The sequence below is a fragment of the Rhodococcus sp. HNM0563 genome (assembly GCF_012726195.1).
Taxonomy (GTDB): domain Bacteria; phylum Actinomycetota; class Actinomycetes; order Mycobacteriales; family Mycobacteriaceae; genus Rhodococcus.
Genome location: NZ_JAASAF010000012.1, coordinates 150,925 through 170,663, shown reverse-complemented (window position 1 = coordinate 170,663; position 19,739 = coordinate 150,925). Strand labels below are relative to the sequence as shown.

The following is a 19,739-nucleotide window of genomic DNA, read 5'->3' as shown; positions in this document are numbered from 1 at the left end:
TGCGCGGACCCGGTGAAGCAGGAACCCGCCGAACAGACCTCACCACCTGGTGAGGCTGCGTAGGAATCCTCCGTGTTCACGCGGAGGAGGAAGTCAAGATCAGCTGTACTCGGTCGCGCCCACGCCCGTCGTCGCGCTGCACCGCGCGGTTGCGGTGGCAGAGGTCGACGGCCCGGCAGTCGCCTTGGAGATCGTCGACACACTCGCACTCGACCGCTACCACGTGGCCCACGCCGTGCGCGCCGATCTGCTGCGACGCCTCGGCCGCAGGACGGAGGCTGCGGCCGAGTACACCCTCGCGGCCGAACAGACCGGAAACGACGTCGAACGACAGTTCCTGCTGCGCCGCCGCGACGATCTCAGCTCGCCGTGACGGCGGGCTTCTCCTTCTGCCATGGCCACCGGCCTTCGATCTCGAGCTGGAGCGACCAGCTGAGGAATGTCCTGATGAGGACGATGATCGCGAGCACCCCGACCGACGTGAACGTGGGAGTGACCGCGACGGTCTTGATGATGTCGGCCGCGACCAGGAACTCGAGTCCGAGCAGGATGGAGCGCCCGAGATTTCGTCGATAGGGTTCGTATATCTTCGCGCCGTTCCTGCGCCGCCACGAATCCAACGCAATCCAGGTGGACACTGTCGCGCCGAGAACGATGCACGCGACACCGACGACATCGATCGCGGATCCCACGTGCTCGAGAAGTTCTGCCACCTGCATCAGTGAAACTCCCTCCCAGCCGGGAAAACCGGAACGACCGACCCGCTCATGCTTGCATGTCGAGTTGTCCACAGGAGGTGCATCGATCCACAGATTCGACGATTCCGCGACCGGTGGCACCTACGGTCGGCGTGAACGGCCCATGCTGCGAGTGTGTTCACCGCAGTCGTGATGCCCGTAGTGATGATGGCGCTGCTCGGAGCGATGGTAGGCGTGTGCGTGCGGAAGCTCACGGCGCGACTGTCCGGAGCCGAGCCGTGGCGCGGCGCATGCGAGATCGCGTGCGCCACCGGCGGCGCCCTCGCCACCGCGGCGACGTGGCCCGCAGCAGCTGCCCTCGCATTGTTGATGTGGTGGTGCGTGAGCTGCAGTGGGGTCGATCTGCTGGTGCGACGGCTTCCCAATGTGCTCACCCTCGGTGGGGGACTGGCGGTCGTGGCGATCGGGGTGTGCGCGGGGCACGGCCGCGCGGCCGCGGTCGGCGCTGCGCTCTTGACCGGGGTGATGCTCACCGCGCATCTTCTCTCCCCGCGTTCCCTGGGCGCCGGCGATGTCAAACTCGCGATCGGACTGGGCGGCGCCGCGGGTGTCGCCGGCGCGCAGGCTTTGACAATCACGCTGCTGCTCCCCCCGCTGCTGACCGCCGTTGCCGGAGTGCTCGTGCTGCTGTGGCGACGAATCGAGCGGCCTTCGTCGGGCGGGCGGCCTTTCACGTCGACGGTGCTGCCGCATGGTCCGTCGATGTGTGTCGCGACGGTGCTCGCAGTACTGTCCGCCGGTTGACCACACTGTCTTCGGCGCAAGCCCGGTCGTTTGGATGCGCGCGGGTGGTGTTCAACGATGCGTTGCGCGCCCGGCAGGAGGCGTATGCGGCCGGGGTGAAAATCTCGGACACCGACGTGCAGAAACAGGTGGTCACCGAGGCGAAGAAGACCCCGCAGCGGGCGTGGCTGGCCGAGGTCGCGTCGGTGGTGTTGGTGCAGGCATGTCAGGACGCGCGGCGCGCGTACCGGAACTGGTTCGACTCACTGTCCGGTAAGCGGAAGGGCCGCAAGATCGGGGCGCCGCGCTTCCGGTCCCGCAAGGACAACCGGCAGACGATCCGACTCACCCGCAACGGGTTCAGTATCCGGGACAACCGGAAGCTGTATATCGCGAAGGTCGGCGAGGTGAAGGTGGCATGGTCACGGGAGTTGCCGTCGGAGCCGTCGAGTGTGTCGATCATCAAGGATGCGGCAGGCCGCTATTTTGCGTCGTTCGTGGTGGAGACCACCGACGAGCCGCTGCCGGAGTGCGACACCGAGGTGGGGATCGACCTCGGGCTCGCCGCGTTCGCGGTGCTCTCGGATGGGAAGGTCATCGAGTCCCCGAGGTTCTTCCGACGCGCCGAACGCAGACTCCGCAGGGCGCAGCAGAGTCTGTCTCGCAAGGAGAAGGGCAGCAAGAACAGTGCCAAAGCCCGCATCCGGGTGGCCAAGGCCCACGCCGAGGTGTCCGATGCCCGCAGAGATTGGGCGCACAAACACTCCACGGCGATCGTCCGCGAAAATCAAGCGGTGTTCGTCGAGGATCTGTGCGTGAAGGGTGTGGCGCGGACGCGGTTGGCGAAGTCGGTGCACGATGCCGGGTGGGGCATGTTCACCCGCATGCTGGAGGAGAAGGCAGCCCGGTATGGGCGGGTGTTCGTGAAGGTGGACCGCTGGTTTCCGTCGTCGCAGCTGTGCTCGGCGTGCGGGCGGGTCGACGGACCGAAGCCGTTGTCGGTGAGGGTGTGGACCTGTCAGGGGTGTGGTGTGGTCCACGATCGCGATGTCAATGCAGCACGAAACATCCTCGCCGCTGGACGGGCGGAGAGGCGAAACGCCTGCGGAGAGACGGTAAGTCTTCCTGCTTAGTGGGGAGCGTGGCTCGATGAAACAGGAACCCACCCACGTGGCGTGTAGCGCTGCGGTAGGAATCCCGGTTGTTCTCGGCCGGGAGGACGTCAACAGGGTGGCGTCACAACTCACCCGGGGACCATGGAAGGATGGATGCGTGCTGCGCTGGATAACTGCCGGAGAATCCCATGGTCCCGCCCTCGTTGCGATGCTCGAGGGCATGGTTGCTGGTGTCGAGGTGACGTCGAACGACATCTCGGAGCAGCTCGCTCGGCGACGCCTCGGTTACGGACGCGGCGCGCGCATGAAGTTCGAGGCCGACAAGGTCACCATCATCGGAGGTGTCCGGCACGGGCACACACTCGGCGGCCCCGTCGCCGTCGAGATCGGCAACACCGAGTGGCCCAAGTGGGAAACCATCATGGCTGCCGACCCGGTCGACCCGGACCTGCTCGCAGGGCAGGCCCGCAATGCACCGCTGACCCGTCCCCGCCCGGGTCACGCCGACTACTCGGGCATGCTCAAATACGGCTTCGACGACGCCCGCCCGGTGCTCGAACGCGCGAGCGCGCGCGAGACCGCTGCCCGCGTCGCTGCCGGAACTGTGGCCCGCAACTTCCTGCGCCAGGTGTTCGGCGCCGAGGTCGTCTCTCATGTCATCTCCATCGGTGCCTCCGATCCGTACGTCGGCCCGGGGCCGTCGGGTGCAGACCTCGACGCGATCGACGCGAGCCCCGTTCGCGCCTTCGACAAGGCGGCCGAAGAGTCGATGATCAGCGAGATCGAAGCCGCCAAGCGCGACGGTGACACCCTCGGCGGTGTGGTCGAGGTCGTGGTCCACGGGCTGCCGGTGGGCCTCGGGTCGTTCGTCAGTGGCGCCGAGCGTCTCGACTCCCGCCTCGCCGCTGCACTGATGGGTATCCAGGCCATCAAGGGCGTGGAGGTCGGCGACGGCTTCGAAACCGCGCGTCGCCGCGGCAGCGCCGCCCACGACGAGATGGTGCCGGGCCCGGACGGAGTGATTCGGTCGACCAACCGCGCCGGTGGGTTGGAAGGCGGCATGACCAACGGTGAGGCACTGCGCGTGCGCGCGGCGATGAAGCCGATCTCGACGGTGCCGCGTGCCCTGTCCACGATCGATATGAGCACCGGTGAGGAAGCCGTCGCGATCCATCAGCGCTCCGATGTGTGTGCTGTGCCCGCTGCGGGTGTGGTGGCCGAAGCGATGGTCGCCCTCGTGGTCGCGCAGGCCGCGCTCGAGAAGTTCGGTGGCGATTCGCTGGCCGAGACCGTGAGCAACGTCGACCATTACTTGAAGGGGATCGCGGCGCGTCCGCCGCGGTGAGAGCCATGGTGCCGCGTGCAGTCCTGATCGGACCCCCGGGGGCCGGGAAATCCACCATCGGGCGACGGGTCGCCCAGGCGCTCGATGTGCCGCTGCTCGACACTGATGTCGAAATCGAGCGTGTCACGGGACGGACGATTCCGGAGATCTTCGCCGAGGACGGAGAACCGGAGTTCCGCCGGATAGAGGAGCAGGTCGTCGCAGCGGCTCTTGCCTCGCACGACGGGGTGGTGTCACTCGGTGGTGGGGCGATTCTGTCGGATCGGACCCGTGAGCTGCTGGCGGGACACACGGTGGTCTACCTCGAACTCAGCGTCGCGGAAGGCTTGCGTCGGACCGGGACGAACACCACCCGGCCTCTGCTCAACGGCGGGGATCCTGCGCAGAAGTACCGCGATCTGATGCGGAGGCGGCGGCCACTCTACCGGAAGTCGGCGACGATCCGGGTGCGCACCGACGGCCGGAGCCCAGGTCGCGTCGTCCAGCAGGTGCTCGCCAAACTCGATTCGGTGCAAGAGAACTCGAACAACATGACCAGCGAAGAGAATCGGAGCAGCACACCGTGACCGAACCGGTACGCATCGACGTCGAAACCTCCCAGCCTTACCCGGTTGTCATCGGACGTGGACTGCTCGGCGATGTCGTCGAGACCCTGGCCGGTACTCGCACTGTCGCGATCTTCCACCAGCCGACCTTGGCAGCTACCGCGGAAGCGGTGCGGGAAGCGCTGGCGGAGACCGGCATCGACGCGCATCGCATCGAGATTCCGGATGCCGAGGACGGCAAGGAACTTGCCGTTGCCGGTTTCTGCTGGGAGGTGCTCGGAAAAATCGGCCTCACTCGTTCGGATGCGATCGTCGGCCTCGGTGGTGGCGCCGCCACCGACCTCGCGGGGTTCGTGGCTGCAACCTGGATGCGCGGTGTGAGGGTTTACCACATTCCGACGACGCTGCTCGCCATGGTCGATGCCGCCGTGGGCGGTAAGACCGGCATCAACACCGAGGCGGGCAAGAATCTCGTGGGATCGTTCCACGAGCCGTCGGCGGTGTTCGTCGACCTCGCGACCCTCGAGACGGTACCGCGCAATGAGATAATCGCGGGGCTGGCCGAGGTCATCAAGACCGGATTCATCGCAGATCCGGTGATCCTCGAATTGATCGAGGAGAATCCGGAGGCCGCGCTCGACCCGGCCGGGTCCGTCCTGCCCGAGTTGATTCGACGGTCGGTCGAGGTCAAAGCGAAGGTCGTGGCGGCGGATCTCAAGGAATCGAGCCTGCGCGAGATTCTCAACTATGGCCACACACTCGGTCACGCCATCGAGCGACGCGAGCGGTACAAGTGGCGTCACGGCGCGGCGGTGTCGGTCGGTCTGGTGTTCGCCGCGGAGTTGGGCAGGCTCGCGGGGCGTCTCGACGACGCTACCGCCGACCGGCACCGCGTAATCCTCGAATCGGTGGGTCTGCCCACGACGTATGCGTCGGATGCGTTCGGTGATCTGCTTGCGGGCATGCAGACCGACAAGAAGAACCGCGCTGGCCTGCTGCGGTTCGTGGTGCTCGACGGACTTGCGAAGCCAGGTCGGCTCGAGGGTCCGGATCCGTCACTGCTGGCGGCTGCCTATTCCGAGGTGGCTCGGCAGGGCACGGCGGACGCAGGCACAGTTCTGCTGTAGTTCGTCAGCTGCCGTCAGGCGACCAGGCCGGGTCGCGGCCGGTCAGTGCGATCAATCGATCGAGATCCGAGGCGCGATCCGCAACAGGTACCGCGGGACCGAACAGGCCACCGGCGTCGCGCTGCTCGTCGGTGATCGACTCGGCGAACGCTGTGCACGCGGCGATCTCGAATGGTGTGCACGCGTACGACCGGCCGGTAGCGACGGCGAGATCCCAGCCGTGTACGACGAGTTCGTCGAGCGCGACGAGTCCCGCGATGTGGCCGGGTAGATCGAGGCCGCCGGCTCGGGTGGGGCCCGACCACGCGGCCGGGTCCCGCCACGCCCGCCGGAGTGCGTCGAGACGCTCGCGACCGAGTGCCTGCCAATCGGTGGGGAGTGCGTCCGTGCCAGGCGACGGCGTGCTGTCGGCGAAGCCGAGATCCTTGCGGGCGGCGGCCTCGAATGCGAGTGACAGCCCCAGTACGTGGCCGACGAGAACCCGGACCGGCATGCCGTCGCAGGGAGTCGGCCGATCCAGGTGAGCGTCGTCGATGTTCTCGAGGACATCGGCCATCCGGTCGGCGGCGGGGGACAGGTCGAGCATTTCGGGCATGGTTCCTCCTCGGCCAGTGGTTCTGGCTGTACTGACCACGGGCGAGCGCGAAACTGAGCGCGGTCAGGGCTCTCGCAGGAATTCGAGAACCGTGTCGGTCTGGCCGAGAATCGCGTGTCCGACGCCGGACAGGACGTGTACACGTGCGGTGGGCAGGGCGCGTTCGAGTCGTGTCGCGGTGTCGGCGGAGTCGAACATGAGGTCGCGGTCGCCGACCACGGCGAGCACCGGTACACCGATGCCGGCCAGCGCAGCGTCGTCGAAAACCGGGAGTCGCTCGGTGCGGGGCCGGAAGGTCGCGAAGGTAGCGAGGATCTCGTCGACGACGGGATCGTTCGGGTCGAGGCCGGTCATCCGCGCCGCGGACCGGCGTCGACCCCATCGGCCGAACAGACCCAGCGCCGCGGTCAGCGCGACTCGTCCGGTGGTTTGCCGTCCGACTCCGCCCGGGCACAGCAGTGCCAGCCGGGTGACCCGCTCCGGTCGGCGGAGGGTGTAGTCGAGCGCGCTCCACCCGCCGAGTGACATTCCTACCAGCGCGGTCGCGGCGAGGCCGAGTCCGTCGAGGACATCGTCGAGCCACTGGGAGACGTCTTCGGTGTCGAGGCGGGGGCGGGACGGGGCACTCAGGCCGGGCTCGCCGACCATGTCGACCGCGAACACACGGAAACTCCTGGACCAGGACGCGATATCTTCCCGCCATGTCGACGAATTCGCACCGGATCCGTGCAACAACAGCACGGGTGGTGCATCGAGGTGACCGGATGCGAGGGCGAAGGTTTCGCCTTGGCGCGTGTCGAGGAGCAGGTGCTCGGCGGGTACGGGCCACGTGCTGAGGTGTTCGCGGTAGCGCTGCACGATCCGGCGTCCACCCGCCTCGGATCGGTAGATGGTGCTCACGAGTCGAGCACCGCCTCGACGGATTCGAGCAGGCGTGCGGTGTCGGCGAGGCCGCCGAGAATGACGACCTTCATGCGCCCGCGCTGTTCGTCGTAGACCGTGTCGAGGCGCAATGCCGGGCTGTCGTCGCGCTGGGCCACCGATGCTGTGAGAAGGGTGCTGAGGCGATAGGCGGTGTGGGGGTCGACGGCGTCGATCTCGACGATGCTCGACACCTCACTGTGCCGCTCGGGCGGGGTGCTGTCGCGGAGCGGTGGTGGCACGGGTCGTCCGGTGAACGCTTCGAGATCTTCGTGGGCGATCCGGTACTGCTTGCCGATGCGTACCGCGGGGAGTTTCCCATCACGCACGTAGGTGCGGACGGTGCGGACGTGCAGCCCCAGGCGCTCGGCGACCTGGTCCACCGAATAGAGAACTTCAGACATGAAACAACCCTATCGTTACCTATCTTCATGTATCAATAGGGAACGATAGGGTTGTTTGAGTAAATCAGGTGCTCGAGTCAGGCGTCGCGGTTGCGGGTTGTCGGATCGACCGCCGGGAACACCTCTGTCGGTGCCTCCTCATTGCGCCAGGCTTCCGTCGCGGCGGTGTCGCGGGTCGAATCTGCGGTGGAAGCGCCCTGTGCGGCCATCGCGTGCTCGCGTTCCGGACGGTTCGAATGATCGGCCCAGTCCTCGTCGCCGGGCTTGTCGTGCCGGACCAGGTACCGCCCGACTCCGACCGCGACCATCGCCGGAAGGAACACCAGCAGCACGGTGAACGCGGCACCGGAAGTCAGTTCGAAGAACAGCGACTTCACTCCCACCGGAATTGCGGTGACGGTGTCGACCAGCCAGGTGACGAAGCCGCCGACCAGGCCGGTGACCGCGCCTGCGGCGAGCCACCGCATCGTCAGGTCGTCGCCGTCGTCCGGGTCCGGGTGGGCGCGACGGTCGCGAATGCCGTCGAGACCGGCCCATGCCACCGCCGCAAGAATGACCACGACCAGCCCGGCCCACCGCAGGACCGAGCCCTGCAGGGGCCACTGGATCAGTGCGGCACCGAGCAGGACACGCACGACGACGTGGACCACGGCGAGCCCGAGCCCGCGAAGTAACCAGGATTTCATGTACCCGAGAGTAACGCCTGCCACAGCGGAAGTGTGTCAGGGCCCACATTCCCTCTGCGCGGTAGGTTGAACTGCGCGGTACGTTGAACACCATGCCCGCTGATCATGCTTCCCGCCGCGCGGCCCTGCGCGGACTCCTGGCCGAACGTGGCCTCGACGCCATGCTGGTCACCGATCTGCTCAATATCCGGTATCTGACCGGATTCACCGGATCCAACGCAGCCCTGCTCGTGTCGACCGATGAGGACGCCGACGAGTCTCGCACCCTGATCTGCACCGACGGACGCTACCTGTCTCAGGTGGCCGAGCAGGTCCCCGATCTGCGCGCCGAGATCGCCCGCGCGTCGGCAGTCCACCTGGTGAGTGCCGCAGGGCGGGGACCGAACCGGTCCTGGGGTTTCGAAAGTCATATCGTGACCGTCGACGACCGTGCCGAATGGGATGGCCTCGACGCTGCCGTCTCGTTCGTTGCCGCACCCCGCCTCGTCGAGCAACTGCGCATGATCAAGGACGAACACGAGATCGACCTGCTCCGGCAGGCGTGCGGTGCCGCGGATCGGGCGCTTGCCGATCTGATCGACGCTGGGGGCTTGCGGCCCGGCCGCACCGAGAAGGAGGTCGCGCGCGACCTCGAATGGCGCATGTTCGAGCACGGAGCCGACGGCATCTCATTCGAGACGATCGTCGCGGCCGGTGCCAATTCTGCGGTACCGCACCATCGCCCGACCGGTGCGATCCTCGCGTCCGGAGACTTCGTCAAATTCGACTTCGGTGCGCAGGTGGGCGGGTATCACTCCGACATGACCCGCACCTACATCCTCGACCGTGCGGCCGACTGGCAGCGGGATGTCTACGACGTGGTCCTGCGGGCCCAACGCGCAGGTCGCGAAGCTCTCGCACCGGGTATCGAGTGCGCTGCTGTGGACGCGGCGGCCCGCTCGGTCATCGCCGAGGCCGGCCACGCGGAATTGTTCCTGCACGGTCTCGGGCACGGTGTCGGCCTCGAGATCCACGAAGCGCCGGGAATCGGTGCCGCCGCGACCGGTACACTTGTCGCCGGTGCGGCGGTGACCGTCGAGCCGGGTGTGTACTTCCCGGGGCGCGGAGGCGTGCGGATCGAGGACACGCTCGTGGTGCGCGAGCAGTCTCCGGAGCTGTTGACGCTCACCGCCAAGACATTGACCGTCGTGTAAGGGCGGTCCCCCCCGACTCTAGGAGACGCGAAATAAGTGGCTGACACCAGTGATTTCAAGAACGGTCTCGTTCTGAAGATCGAAGGCCAGCTCTGGCAGATCATCGAGTTCCAGCACGTCAAGCCGGGCAAGGGCCCGGCGTTCGTGCGCACGAAGCTCAAGAACGTGACGTCGGGCAAGACTGTCGACAAGACGTGGAACGCCGGTGTCAAGGTCGAGACCGCCACGGTCGACCGCCGCGACATGACCTACCTGTACAACGATGGCACCGACTACGTCTTCATGGACGGCGAGACCTACGACCAGATCTCGATCACGCCCGAACTGCTCGGCGATGCCGCGAAGTTCCTGCTCGAGAACATGCCGGTCCAGGTGGCGACACACGAGGATATTCCGCTGTTCGTCGAGCTTCCCGTCACGATCGAGCTCGTCGTGAAGCACACCGACCCCGGTCTGCAGGGTGACCGCTCCACCGGCGGCACCAAGCCCGCGACTCTCGAGACCGGCGCCGAGATCCAGGTCCCGCTGTTCATCAACACCGGTGACAAGCTCAAGGTCGACTCCCGCGACGGGAACTACCTGGGACGAGTGAACTCCTGAGTGTCCGGTACCCAGAAGAAGCTCGGGGCTCGTCACAAGGCGCGTAAACGCGCCGTCGACCTCTTGTTCGAGGCGGAAGCCCGCGACACGCATCCCGTCGACCTCGCGGCCGACCGGGTCGCGCTCGCAGTCCGCGACGACCAGGTTGCACCGGTGCCGCCTTATGCACAGACAATCATTCGCGGGGTCGCGGAGCACCTCGACGAGATCGACCGCACGATCGCCGACCATCTGCACGAGTGGACTCTCGACCGTCTGCCTGCCGTGGACCGCGCGATCCTGCGATTGTCGGTCTGGGAGTTGTTCCATACCACGGATGTGCCGCCGGTGGTCGCTGTCGACGAGGCCGTCGAGCTGGCCAAGCAGCTCTCGACCGACGACTCGCCGGCGTTCATCAACGGTGTGCTCGGTCAGATCGTGACGCTCGCCGACCAGGTGCGTGCGGCGGCTGCGGCCACCTCGGTCCGTCCGGCCACCGAGGAATCGGGCTCCGGCGGCGACGCGGCAGGCGCCGACCGGTCCTGACAGGCCTCCTCAGCTGTTCCGTGTGAGCGGGTTCGTCAGGTCTCCTGGCGGGCCCGCTCACACGTTTCGTATGTGTCGGCGGCCGACGTTGCTGCAGTGGCTGTGTTGAGCTTCACCCGTGAACGAGGCCGGGTGCTGTCGGGCCGCTGATAGGCTCATTGACCGTCAGGCATCCTTTAACGACCCGTCCAGTGAGGCGGAGAAGGAGGTCGCTGCATGGCCATGTCCGAGGACAGGTCCACAGCTGCACCCGAGTCGACACCCGACGTGTCCGCGCAGGCCCGCGAACTGTTGTCCGCCGCTGATGTCGGCCGGACCATCGCGCGCATCGCGCATCAGATCATCGAGAAGACCGCACTGGATGCCTCCGACGACCGCGCACCCCGCGTCGTCCTGCTCGGGATCCCGACCCGGGGCATCACACTGGCACACCGCCTCGCAGACCGAATCGAAGAATTCTCCGGTGTGCGTGTCCCCGTGGGATCACTCGACATCACCCTCTACCGCGACGACCTGCGCACCAAGCCGCACCGTCCCCTCGAACGCACTTCGGTGCCCGAAGGCGGCGTCGACCACACTCTCGTCGTCCTCGTCGACGACGTGCTCTTCTCCGGACGTTCGGTGCGCGCTGCCCTCGATGCGTTGCGCGACCTCGGTCGGCCCGACGCCGTGCAGCTGGCCGTGCTCGTCGACCGCGGGCATCGTGAACTGCCGCTGCGCGCCGACTACGTCGGGAAGAACGTCCCGACCGCGCGCACCGAAGACGTCCGCGTGCTGCTCGACGAACAGGACGGCCGCGATGCCGTGGAGATCTCGGGAGGCAAGACCTCGTGAAGCATCTGCTTTCCATCGCGGACCTGTCCCGGGATTCCGCGACCGAGCTTCTCGACGATGCCGAACGCTTCGAACAGGCACTGCTCGGGCGTGAGGTCCGCAAACTGCCGACGTTGCGGGGCCGCACCGTCATGACCGTGTTCTTCGAGAATTCCACCCGTACGCGCGTCTCCTTCGAGGTCGCCGGCAAATGGATGAGCGCGGACGTGATCAACGTGTCCGCATCGAGTTCGTCGGTGGCAAAGGGAGAGTCGCTGCGCGACACCGCCTTGACGCTGCACGCTGCCGGTGCGGACGCCCTGATCATCCGGCATCCCGCATCCGGTGCCGCGCACCGCATTGCGGAGTGGACCAACGAATCCGGATCGGGTCCAGCAGTGATCAATGCCGGCGACGGCACCCACGAACACCCCACCCAGGCGCTGCTCGACGCTCTGACGATCCGCCAGCGGCTCGGCTCGGTAGAGGGCCGCCGCATCGCGATCGTCGGCGACGTCCTGCACAGCCGCGTCGCCCGATCGAATGCGCTGCTGTTGAGCATGCTCGGTGCGGAGGTCGTGCTCGTCGCCCCGCGCACGCTGCTTCCGGTCGGGGTCGAAACGTGGCCGGTGACCGTCGCGGACTCGCTCGACGCCGAACTGCCTGCACTCGACGCGGTCATGATGCTGCGCGTGCAGGCCGAACGCATGAACGGTGGGTTCTTCCCGTCCGCGCGTGAGTACTCGATCCGTTACGGACTCAACGCCCGGCGTGCCGCGATGCTGCCCGAGCACGCCGTGGTGCTGCACCCAGGCCCCATGCTGCGCGGCATGGAGATCGGATTCCCGGTCGCCGACGCACCGCAGACCGCCGTCCTCCAGCAGGTCACCAACGGTGTGCACGTCCGTATGGCGGTGCTCTTCCGGCTGCTCGTCGGCGCGGAAGGGGAGCTGTCATGACCCATCCTTCAGGAACAGGAGATACCCCGGTGACGCCGCAGGTGCTCATCCGCAACGTCCGGCTCTACGGCGAAGGGGATCCGGTCGACATCCTGCTCGGTGACGAACTGATCCTCGAGATCGGCACCACCGTCGCAGCGCCCGCCGACGCGACCGTCCTCGACGGAACCGGACAGATCATGCTGCCCGGGTTCGTGGATCTGCACACCCACTTGCGCGAACCCGGTCGAGAGGACACCGAGACGATCGAGACGGGCTCGGCCGCAGCTGCACTCGGCGGTTACACCGCTGTCTTCGCCATGGCCAATACCGACCCGGTCGCCGACTCGGTGGTCATCACCGACCACGTGTGGCGCCGCGGCCAGGAATGCGGCCTCGTCGACGTGCACCCGGTTGGGGCCGTGACCGTCGGACTCGAGGGCAAGCAGCTCGCCGAGATGGGTACCATGGCCGCGGGCGTCGGCCAGGTCAAGATGTTCTCCGACGACGGCAAATGCGTCTACGACCCGCTGATCATGCGGCGTGCGCTCGAGTACTCGGGCTCGCTCGGGGTACTCATCGCGCAGCACGCAGAAGAGCCGCGCCTGACGGTCGGTGCGGTCGCCCACGAAGGACCTACCGCCGCGCGACTCGGCCTGGCAGGCTGGCCGCGCGCCGCAGAGGAATCGATCGTCGCGCGCGACGCGCTGCTCGCCCGCGACGCCGGGGCGCGCGTGCACATCTGCCACGCTTCCACGGCGGGCACGGTCGCGCTCGTCGAATGGGCTCGCGGGCAAGGTATCTCGATCAGCGCCGAGGTCACCCCCCACCACCTGCTGCTCGACGACTCGAGGCTCGAGACCTACGACGCAGTGAACAAGGTCAACCCGCCGCTGCGTGAACGCTCCGATGTGGAAGCGCTCCGTCGCGGTCTGGCTGCGGGAATCATCGACTGTGTGGCCACCGATCATGCCCCGCACGCGGAACAGGACAAGTGCTGTGAGTTCTCCCAGGCCCGCCCGGGCATGCTGGGGCTGGAGACGGCCCTGTCGATCGTGATCGAGACGATGGTGCGCCCGGGCCTTCTCGACTGGCGCGGTGTCGCGAAGGTGATGAGCGAGCGACCCGCGCAGATCGTCGGTCTCGACGATCAGGGCCGGCCCCTCGAAGTCGGTGAACCTGCCAACGTGGTACTCGTCGACCCTGACACCGAGTGGACTGTCAGCGGGCCCGATCTGGCGAGCATCTCGCACAACACTCCCTACGAAGCGATGACGTTGCCGGGCAAGGTCACGGCCACTGTGCTGCGCGGGCGCATCACTGCCCGTGACGGTGCGGTGTTCCCGCGGCGCGGCGGCGAAGGAGTGCTGTGATGGACCGCATTCTGCTGACTCTGGGTTTCGCTGCACTGTGGGTGGTGCTGGTCCTGCTCATGTGGAAGGGCTGGCGTGGTCGCGCCCGACGGCAGGCCGACGTCGTCGGTGAGCTGCCCACGCTGCCCGACGATCTCGGCAGCGAACTGATCGCCCCGAGCACCGGTCTGTACGTCGGCAGCACTCTCGCCCCGAGTTGGCAGGATCGCATCGCGGTCGGTGACCTCGGGCACCGAGCAGAATCGGAACTGAGCCGCCACACCGAAGGCATCCTGTTGCGGCGTAGCGGTGAGACGCCCATCTGGATTCCGCAGGACTCGATCCGCGCCATCCGAACCGAACGGGGACTGGCGGGGAAGGTGATGACCAAGGACGGCGTCCTGGTGATCCGTTGGGAGTTGCCCTCGGGCACCGAGATCGACACCGGATTCCGCGGCGATGACAAGTCGGTGTATCCGGCCTGGACCCGCGAAGAGAACGAAAATTCATAGGACTGTGACGATCACAACGACGATGACGATCACGACGACGATGACGATCACGACGATCACGACACGCGAGAATTCAGCCCATGCGGCCGGCTCTGGTGAGGTCGAACAGAACGGAGACAACGCATGAGCGGCAGAACATTCGGTGGTGGCACCGCAGTGTTGGTTCTCGAGGACGGACGCGTATTCCGCGGCGTCCCTTTCGGCGCCGTCGGCCAGACCCTCGGTGAGGCCGTCTTCAGCACCGGCATGACCGGATACCAGGAGACTCTGACCGACCCCAGTTATCACCGCCAGATCGTGGTGGCCACCGCGCCGCAGATCGGCAATACCGGCTGGAACCAGGAAGACAACGAGTCGGTCGGCCCGACCGGAGATTCCGCCGAGTCGAAGATCTGGGTGGCGGGATTCGTGGTCCGCGACCCGTCCCGCCGTACGTCGAGCTGGCGTGCCACCGGCTCGCTCCAGGACGAACTCGAGCGGCAGCACGTCGTCGGACTCGCGGGGATCGACACCCGCGCACTCGTGCGGCACCTACGCACTCGCGGTTCGATGCGCGCCGGCGTGTTCTCCGGTGATGCGCTCGTGTGGAAGGGCGACGACCTCGACATCGACACCCTTGTCGACCGCGTGAAGGGTCAGCCGTCGATGCTCGGCGCCGATCTCGCCGGGGAAGTGAGCACCACCAGCGGGTACGTCGTCGAACCCACCGGCGGTGAACCGCGCTTCACTGTTGCAGCGATCGACCTCGGCATCAAGACCAACACGCCGCGCATGTTCGCGCAGCGCGGTATCCGCGTCCACGTGCTTCCGTCCACCGCGACGCTCCACGACATCCTCGACCTGAAGGCCGACGGCGTGTTCCTGTCGAACGGGCCCGGCGACCCGGCCACCGCCGACGGGGCGGTCCACCTGACCAAGGAGGTACTCGGACAGGGGTTGCCGCTGTTCGGTATCTGCTTCGGCAATCAGATCCTCGGTCGCGCGCTGGGGCTGGGCACCTACAAGATGAAGTTCGGCCACCGCGGCATCAACATCCCGGTCGTCGAGCACGAGACCGGTCGCATCGCGATCACCGCACAGAATCACGGGTTCGCGCTCGAAGGAGAAGCCGGCCAAGAGTTCGATACCCCGTTCGGTCGTGCGGTGGTCAGCCACACGTGCGCCAACGACGGTGCCGTCGAGGGTGTCAAGCTCACCGATGGTTCCGCGTTCTCCGTTCAGTACCACCCGGAAGCGGCTGCCGGACCGCATGACGCCGCCTACCTGTTCGACCGTTTCACCCGCATGCTCGAGGGAGAGAAGAACTGATGCCACGCCGTACCGATCTCTCCCACGTCCTGGTCATCGGCTCAGGTCCGATCGTCATCGGTCAGGCTTGTGAGTTCGACTACTCGGGCACCCAGGCCTGCCGGGTGCTGCGCGAGGAAGGCCTGAGGGTCTCGCTCGTCAACTCGAACCCCGCGACGATCATGACCGACCCGGAATTCGCCGACTCGACCTACATCGAACCGATCACCGCCGAATTCGTCGAGAAGGTCTTCGCGACCGAGGCGGCGAACGGCACCCCCATCGACGCGGTGCTCGCGACACTCGGCGGACAGACCGCACTGAACACCGCGGTCGCGTTGTCCGAGCAAGGAATTCTCGACAAGTACGGCGTCGAACTCATCGGGGCCGACTTCGACGCCATCCAGCGCGGCGAGGACCGGCAGAAGTTCAAGGACATCGTCGCCAAGTGCGGTGGCGAATCCGCCCGGTCGGCAGTTTGTTACACGATGGACGAGGTACGTGCGACCGTCGCCGACCTCGGGTACCCCGTCGTGGTCCGGCCGTCGTTCACCATGGGCGGCCTCGGCTCCGGCATGGCCTACGACGAAGCCGACCTCGAACGTATCGCCGGCGGTGGTCTCGCTGCGTCACCGACCGCGAACGTCCTGATCGAGGAGTCCATCCTCGGCTGGAAGGAGTACGAACTCGAGTTGATGCGCGACGGGCGCGACAACGTCGTCATCGTCTGCTCGATCGAGAACGTCGACCCGGTCGGTGTGCACACCGGTGACTCGGTGACCGTCGCCCCCGCGATGACGCTGACCGACCGCGAATACCAGGCGATGCGCGACCTGTCGATCGCGATCCTGCGCGAAGTCGGTGTCGATACCGGCGGCTGCAACATCCAGTTCGCGATGGACCCGCGGGACGGGCGCCTGGTCGTCATCGAGATGAACCCGCGCGTGTCACGCTCCTCGGCGCTCGCCTCGAAGGCGACCGGCTATCCGATTGCGAAGATGGCTGCCAAGCTCGCGATCGGCTACACGCTCGACGAGATCGTCAACGACATCACCAAGGAAACCCCGGCCTGCTTCGAGCCGACGCTCGACTACGTCGTGGTCAAGGCGCCGCGGTTCGCGTTCGAGAAATTCCCGGGTGCCGACGGCACCCTCACCACCACGATGAAGTCGGTGGGAGAGGCGATGTCCATCGGCCGCAACTTCACCGAGGCCTTCGGCAAGGTATTGCGCTCGCTCGAAACCAAGCGCGCCGGGTTCTGGACCGGCCCCGAGGTCGAGGGCACCCTCGACGAGTTGCTCGAGGCGATCAAGACCCCCACCGACGGGCGCTTCTACCAGATCGCGCGCGCACTCGATCTCGGGGCGACCGTCGAGCAACTGTTCGACGCCACCAAGATCGACCCCTGGTTCCTCGACCAGTTCCAGCAGATCATCGAGCTCGGTGAGCACGTGCGCTCGGCTGAAGAGTTCGGCGCGACCGAGCTGCGGTATGCGAAGCACCACGGGTTCTCCGACCGGCAGATTGCGGAGCTGCGTCCCGCGCAGTTCCGGTCCGAGGACGACGTGCGGGCGCTGCGCGGAGAGCTCGGCATCCACCCCGTGTACAAGACCGTCGACACCTGTGCTGCGGAGTTCGAGGCGAAGACCCCGTACCATTACTCGACCTACGAGCTGGACCCCGCGGCGGAGACCGAAGTCGCCCCCCAGCCGGACAGGCCGAAGGTTTTGATCCTCGGCTCCGGTCCGAACCGCATCGGCCAGGGCATCGAGTTCGACTACTCGTGTGTGCACGCGGCGATGACCCTGTCGGAGGCCGGGTACGAGACCGTCATGGTCAACTGCAACCCGGAGACCGTCTCCACCGACTACGACACGGCCGATCGTCTGTACTTCGAGCCGCTGACCTTCGAAGACGTGCTCGAGGTGTATCGCGCCGAATGTGAATCCGGCACGGTCGAGGGCGTGATCGTGCAGCTCGGCGGCCAGACACCGCTGGGACTGGCGCGCCGCCTGAAGGATGCGGGCGTCCCGATCGTCGGCACCAGCCCGGAGGCCATCGACCTCGCGGAGGACCGCGGCGAATTCGGTCGTGTGCTGGACGAGGCGGACCTGCCCGCCGCGAAGTACGGAACCGCCACCACGTTCGACGGCGCACGCGAGATCGCCGCCGGAATCGGATATCCCGTGCTGGTGCGCCCGTCGTACGTCCTCGGCGGACGCGGCATGGAGATCGTCTACGACGAGAAATCACTCGCCACCTACATCGAGAACGCCACCGAGATCTCCGACGATCGGCCTGTGCTGGTCGACCGGTTCCTCGACGACGCGATCGAGATCGATGTCGACGCGCTGTGCGACGGGACCGAGGTGTACATCGGCGGCATCATGGAGCACATCGAGGAGGCCGGCATCCACTCCGGCGACTCGGCGTGCGCGCTGCCTCCGATCACTCTCGGCCGCGCCGACATCGACAACGTCCGCCGCTCGACGGCAGCGCTCGCGAAGGGCATCGGGGTCAAGGGTCTGCTCAACGTGCAGTACGCCCTCAAGGACGACATCCTCTATGTCCTCGAGGCGAACCCCCGCGCGAGCCGCACGGTGCCGTTCGTGTCGAAGGCGACCGCGGTACAGCTCGCCAAGGCGTGTGCACGGGTGATGCTCGGTGAGACCATCGCTGAACTGCGCGCGTCGGGCATCCTGCCCGCAACCGGCGACGGCAGCGACACCCGGCTCGACACCCCGGTCGCGGTCAAGGAAGCGGTGCTGCCCTTCAATCGGTTCCGCCGGGCCGATGGCACCGGCGTCGACACCCTCCTCAGCCCCGAGATGAAGTCGACGGGCGAGGTCATGGGCATCGACGACGACTTCGGCACCGCGTTCGCCAAGAGCCAGGCCGGCGCATACGGTCCGCTGCCGACTTCCGGAGTGGTGTTCGTCTCGCTCGCCAACAAGGACAAGCGGTCGATGATCTTCCCGGTGAAGAGGCTCGCGGACCTCGGGTTCCATGTGATGGCCACCGTCGGTACCGCGGAAGTGTTGCGTCGCAACGGCATCCCGTGCGAGCAGGTGTACAAGGTGTCGGGGGAGGAACGACCCGAGGGCGCGCTGGACATCGTCGACCGCATCCGGGCCGGCGACGTCGACATGGTGATCAACACCCCGTGGGGCAACTCCGGTCCGCGCGTCGACGGATATGAGATCCGCAGTGCGGCGGTCGCGGCCAACATTCCGTGTGTCACGACCGTGCAGGGCGCGTCGGCCGCGATCCAGGGCATCGAGGCAGCTCTGCGCGGGGACATCGGGGTCGCGTCGATCCAGCGTCTGCAGGCGCGGCTGCGCGACAGCGCAGCACAGTGACCGAGCACGCAGCAGGCACGCCGTTCGGGAAGCGGCTCGCCTCGGCAATGGCCGAGCGTGGGCCGCTGTGCGTGGGCATCGATCCGCATCCGCAATTGCTCACCGAATGGGGCCTGACCGTCGATGTCTCAGGACTCGAGGCGTTCAGCGAACGGTGCGTCGAGGCGTTCGGCTCGGTTGCGCTGGTGAAGCCGCAGGTGGCGTTCTTCGAGGCCTTCGGGTCGGCGGGAATCGCTGTCCTCGAACGCACCCTCGAGGCACTGCGGAGTTCGGGCACCCTGGTGCTCGCCGACGCCAAACGCGGCGACATCGGCTCGACCATGGACGCGTACGCACGCACCTGGCTCGCCGAGGGCTCTGAGCTGCGCTCCGACGCGGTGACCGTATCGCCCTACCTGGGCTTCGGCGCGCTCGCTCCGGCCCTGGAGCTCGCTGCACAGACCCAGCGCGGGGTGTTCGTGCTCGCCGCGACCTCCAACCCGGAGGGCGCCCAAGTGCAACGAGCCCGGGTGGACGACGGCCGGACCGTCGCGCAGGTGATGGTCGACGAGGCCGCCCGACGCAACGCCGGCGCCGACACTCTCGGGTCCGTGGGTGTGGTGGTCGGAGCGACCCTGACCGATGCTCCGGACCTGAGTGCGCTGCACGGACCGATTCTGATGCCCGGAGTCGGCGCGCAGGGAGGGACCGCCGACGACGTGCGTCGTCTCGCCGGTGATGCGCTCGGGTGGGTGGTGCCGAACGTCTCACGTGAAGTGTTGCGAGCGGGGCCATCCGTCGCGGCGTTGCGTGACGCGGTGGCGCGCACCGTCGACGGGTTCGCGTTCCTCCGGGCCTGAGCGCCGGGCCGGCCCGCGGGCCGAACATGCACGGTGCACGCCTTTTCGCAGCTCTGTGCCCTGCGCGACACGCGCAGGGCACAGATTTTTTTCGTCCGGTGC

Annotated in this window: 21 protein-coding genes and 1 pseudogene; 17 read left to right on the top strand and 5 right to left on the bottom strand. The window is 66.9% G+C overall.

Annotated features, from left to right (window positions below):
• Window positions 1–97: 97 nt before the first annotated feature.
• Window positions 98–373: pseudogene (locus HCA61_RS23610) on the top strand (RNA polymerase sigma factor); the annotation flags it as partial.
• Here the strand turns inward: HCA61_RS23610 and HCA61_RS23605 are convergent.
• Window positions 360–719 carry a DUF1622 domain-containing protein gene (locus HCA61_RS23605; RefSeq protein ID WP_169690615.1) on the bottom strand — a complete coding sequence of 120 codons (360 nt, stop codon included), beginning with the start codon at window positions 717–719 and terminating at the stop codon, window positions 360–362. The pseudogene HCA61_RS23610 and the gene HCA61_RS23605 overlap by 14 nt on opposite strands.
• A gap of 153 nt (window positions 720–872) precedes the next feature.
• Here HCA61_RS23605 and HCA61_RS23600 point away from each other — a divergent pair, with 153 nt between their 5' ends.
• The 5 genes from HCA61_RS23600 (at window position 873) to aroB (ending at window position 5,613) form a co-directional block, all read left to right on the top strand.
• On the top strand, window positions 873–1,502 hold the full coding sequence (locus HCA61_RS23600; protein ID WP_247274674.1) for a prepilin peptidase: 630 nt from the start codon (window positions 873–875) through the stop codon (window positions 1,500–1,502).
• Window positions 1,499–2,614 (top strand): RNA-guided endonuclease TnpB family protein, encoded by a 1,116-nt coding sequence (locus HCA61_RS23595; protein ID WP_169690614.1) that lies wholly within the window; start codon window positions 1,499–1,501, stop codon window positions 2,612–2,614. The genes HCA61_RS23600 and HCA61_RS23595 overlap by 4 nt, the downstream gene beginning before the upstream one ends.
• Before the next feature lie 139 nt (window positions 2,615–2,753).
• Window positions 2,754–3,941 (top strand): chorismate synthase, encoded by a 1,188-nt coding sequence (aroC, locus tag HCA61_RS23590; RefSeq protein ID WP_169690632.1) that lies wholly within the window; start codon window positions 2,754–2,756, stop codon window positions 3,939–3,941.
• A gap of 5 nt (window positions 3,942–3,946) precedes the next feature.
• Window positions 3,947–4,507: a shikimate kinase gene (locus HCA61_RS23585; protein ID WP_169690613.1), complete on the top strand. Its 561-nt coding sequence runs from the start codon at window positions 3,947–3,949 to the stop codon at window positions 4,505–4,507.
• Complete coding sequence (aroB, locus tag HCA61_RS23580) at window positions 4,504–5,613, top strand: 3-dehydroquinate synthase (RefSeq protein ID WP_169690612.1); 1,110 nt, start codon at window positions 4,504–4,506, stop codon at window positions 5,611–5,613. The genes HCA61_RS23585 and aroB overlap by 4 nt, the downstream gene beginning before the upstream one ends.
• A 4-nt stretch (window positions 5,614–5,617) precedes the next feature.
• Here aroB and HCA61_RS23575 read toward each other — a convergent pair whose 3' ends face one another.
• The 4 genes from HCA61_RS23575 to HCA61_RS23560 form a co-directional block, all read right to left on the bottom strand.
• Window positions 5,618–6,208, bottom strand: coding sequence for a TIGR03086 family metal-binding protein (locus HCA61_RS23575; protein WP_169690611.1), 591 nt, complete (start codon window positions 6,206–6,208; stop codon window positions 5,618–5,620).
• Window positions 6,209–6,271: 63 nt separating this feature from the next.
• Entirely contained in the window at window positions 6,272–7,108 is an 837-nt protein-coding gene (locus tag HCA61_RS23570; protein WP_169690610.1) for an alpha/beta fold hydrolase, read from the bottom strand.
• Window positions 7,105–7,533 carry a helix-turn-helix domain-containing protein gene (locus HCA61_RS23565; protein ID WP_169690609.1) on the bottom strand — a complete coding sequence of 143 codons (429 nt, stop codon included), beginning with the start codon at window positions 7,531–7,533 and terminating at the stop codon, window positions 7,105–7,107. The genes HCA61_RS23570 and HCA61_RS23565 overlap by 4 nt, the downstream gene beginning before the upstream one ends.
• A gap of 77 nt (window positions 7,534–7,610) precedes the next feature.
• Window positions 7,611–8,219, bottom strand: a complete 609-nt coding sequence (locus HCA61_RS23560; RefSeq protein WP_169690608.1) for a B-4DMT family transporter — start codon at window positions 8,217–8,219, stop codon at window positions 7,611–7,613.
• Window positions 8,220–8,311: 92 nt separating this feature from the next.
• Between HCA61_RS23560 and HCA61_RS23555 the strand changes: the two genes are divergently transcribed.
• The 11 genes from HCA61_RS23555 to pyrF all read left to right on the top strand — a co-directional run bounded on the left by HCA61_RS23555 (window position 8,312) and on the right by pyrF (window position 19,637).
• A complete protein-coding gene (locus tag HCA61_RS23555; protein ID WP_169690607.1) occupies window positions 8,312–9,412 on the top strand; it encodes an aminopeptidase P family protein in 1,101 nt (366 codons plus the stop codon).
• Window positions 9,413–9,448: 36 nt separating this feature from the next.
• Complete coding sequence (efp, locus tag HCA61_RS23550) at window positions 9,449–10,012, top strand: elongation factor P (RefSeq protein ID WP_169690606.1); 564 nt, start codon at window positions 9,449–9,451, stop codon at window positions 10,010–10,012.
• Window positions 10,013–10,537, top strand: coding sequence for a transcription antitermination factor NusB (gene nusB, locus HCA61_RS23545; protein ID WP_169690605.1), 525 nt, complete (start codon window positions 10,013–10,015; stop codon window positions 10,535–10,537).
• 216 nt (window positions 10,538–10,753) lie between these two features.
• Window positions 10,754–11,371 (top strand): bifunctional pyr operon transcriptional regulator/uracil phosphoribosyltransferase PyrR, encoded by a 618-nt coding sequence (gene pyrR, locus HCA61_RS23540; protein ID WP_169690604.1) that lies wholly within the window; start codon window positions 10,754–10,756, stop codon window positions 11,369–11,371.
• Window positions 11,368–12,309: an aspartate carbamoyltransferase catalytic subunit gene (locus HCA61_RS23535; RefSeq protein ID WP_169690603.1), complete on the top strand. Its 942-nt coding sequence runs from the start codon at window positions 11,368–11,370 to the stop codon at window positions 12,307–12,309. Before pyrR ends, HCA61_RS23535 begins: the two co-directional genes overlap by 4 nt.
• Window positions 12,306–13,661: a dihydroorotase gene (locus tag HCA61_RS23530; protein WP_169690602.1), complete on the top strand. Its 1,356-nt coding sequence runs from the start codon at window positions 12,306–12,308 to the stop codon at window positions 13,659–13,661. The genes HCA61_RS23535 and HCA61_RS23530 overlap by 4 nt, the downstream gene beginning before the upstream one ends.
• Window positions 13,661–14,152, top strand: coding sequence for a transporter (locus HCA61_RS23525; RefSeq protein ID WP_169690601.1), 492 nt, complete (start codon window positions 13,661–13,663; stop codon window positions 14,150–14,152). Before HCA61_RS23530 ends, HCA61_RS23525 begins: the two co-directional genes overlap by 1 nt.
• A 4-nt stretch (window positions 14,153–14,156) precedes the next feature.
• Entirely contained in the window at window positions 14,157–14,279 is a 123-nt protein-coding gene (locus HCA61_RS26705; RefSeq protein WP_277352060.1) for a hypothetical protein, read from the top strand.
• Window positions 14,276–15,460, top strand: a complete 1,185-nt coding sequence (gene carA / locus HCA61_RS23520; protein WP_169690600.1) for a glutamine-hydrolyzing carbamoyl-phosphate synthase small subunit — start codon at window positions 14,276–14,278, stop codon at window positions 15,458–15,460. Before HCA61_RS26705 ends, carA begins: the two co-directional genes overlap by 4 nt.
• The gene (gene carB / locus HCA61_RS23515) at window positions 15,460–18,798 is read left to right on the top strand and encodes a carbamoyl-phosphate synthase large subunit (RefSeq protein ID WP_169690599.1); all 3,339 of its coding nucleotides are present in this window, start codon (window positions 15,460–15,462) and stop codon (window positions 18,796–18,798) included. Before carA ends, carB begins: the two co-directional genes overlap by 1 nt.
• The gene (gene pyrF, locus HCA61_RS23510; RefSeq protein WP_169690598.1) at window positions 18,795–19,637 is read left to right on the top strand and encodes an orotidine-5'-phosphate decarboxylase; all 843 of its coding nucleotides are present in this window, start codon (window positions 18,795–18,797) and stop codon (window positions 19,635–19,637) included. The genes carB and pyrF overlap by 4 nt, the downstream gene beginning before the upstream one ends.
• The last annotated feature ends 102 nt before the right edge of the window (window positions 19,638–19,739 follow it).

Coding starts and splice junctions, on each gene's coding strand:
- HCA61_RS23605 (WP_169690615.1), bottom strand. CDS start 719: ATGCAGGTGGCAGAACTTCTCGAGCACGTGGGATCCGCGATCGATGTC.
- carA (WP_169690600.1), top strand. CDS start 14,276: ATGAGCGGCAGAACATTCGGTGGTGGCACCGCAGTGTTGGTTCTCGAG.
- HCA61_RS23565 (WP_169690609.1), bottom strand. CDS start 7,533: ATGTCTGAAGTTCTCTATTCGGTGGACCAGGTCGCCGAGCGCCTGGGG.
- pyrR (WP_169690604.1), top strand. CDS start 10,754: ATGGCCATGTCCGAGGACAGGTCCACAGCTGCACCCGAGTCGACACCC.
- HCA61_RS23555 (WP_169690607.1), top strand. CDS start 8,312: ATGCCCGCTGATCATGCTTCCCGCCGCGCGGCCCTGCGCGGACTCCTG.
- HCA61_RS23575 (WP_169690611.1), bottom strand. CDS start 6,208: ATGCCCGAAATGCTCGACCTGTCCCCCGCCGCCGACCGGATGGCCGAT.
- HCA61_RS23525 (WP_169690601.1), top strand. CDS start 13,661: ATGGACCGCATTCTGCTGACTCTGGGTTTCGCTGCACTGTGGGTGGTG.
- HCA61_RS23530 (WP_169690602.1), top strand. CDS start 12,306: ATGACCCATCCTTCAGGAACAGGAGATACCCCGGTGACGCCGCAGGTG.
- HCA61_RS23585 (WP_169690613.1), top strand. CDS start 3,947: ATGGTGCCGCGTGCAGTCCTGATCGGACCCCCGGGGGCCGGGAAATCC.
- carB (WP_169690599.1), top strand. CDS start 15,460: ATGCCACGCCGTACCGATCTCTCCCACGTCCTGGTCATCGGCTCAGGT.
- HCA61_RS23560 (WP_169690608.1), bottom strand. CDS start 8,219: ATGAAATCCTGGTTACTTCGCGGGCTCGGGCTCGCCGTGGTCCACGTC.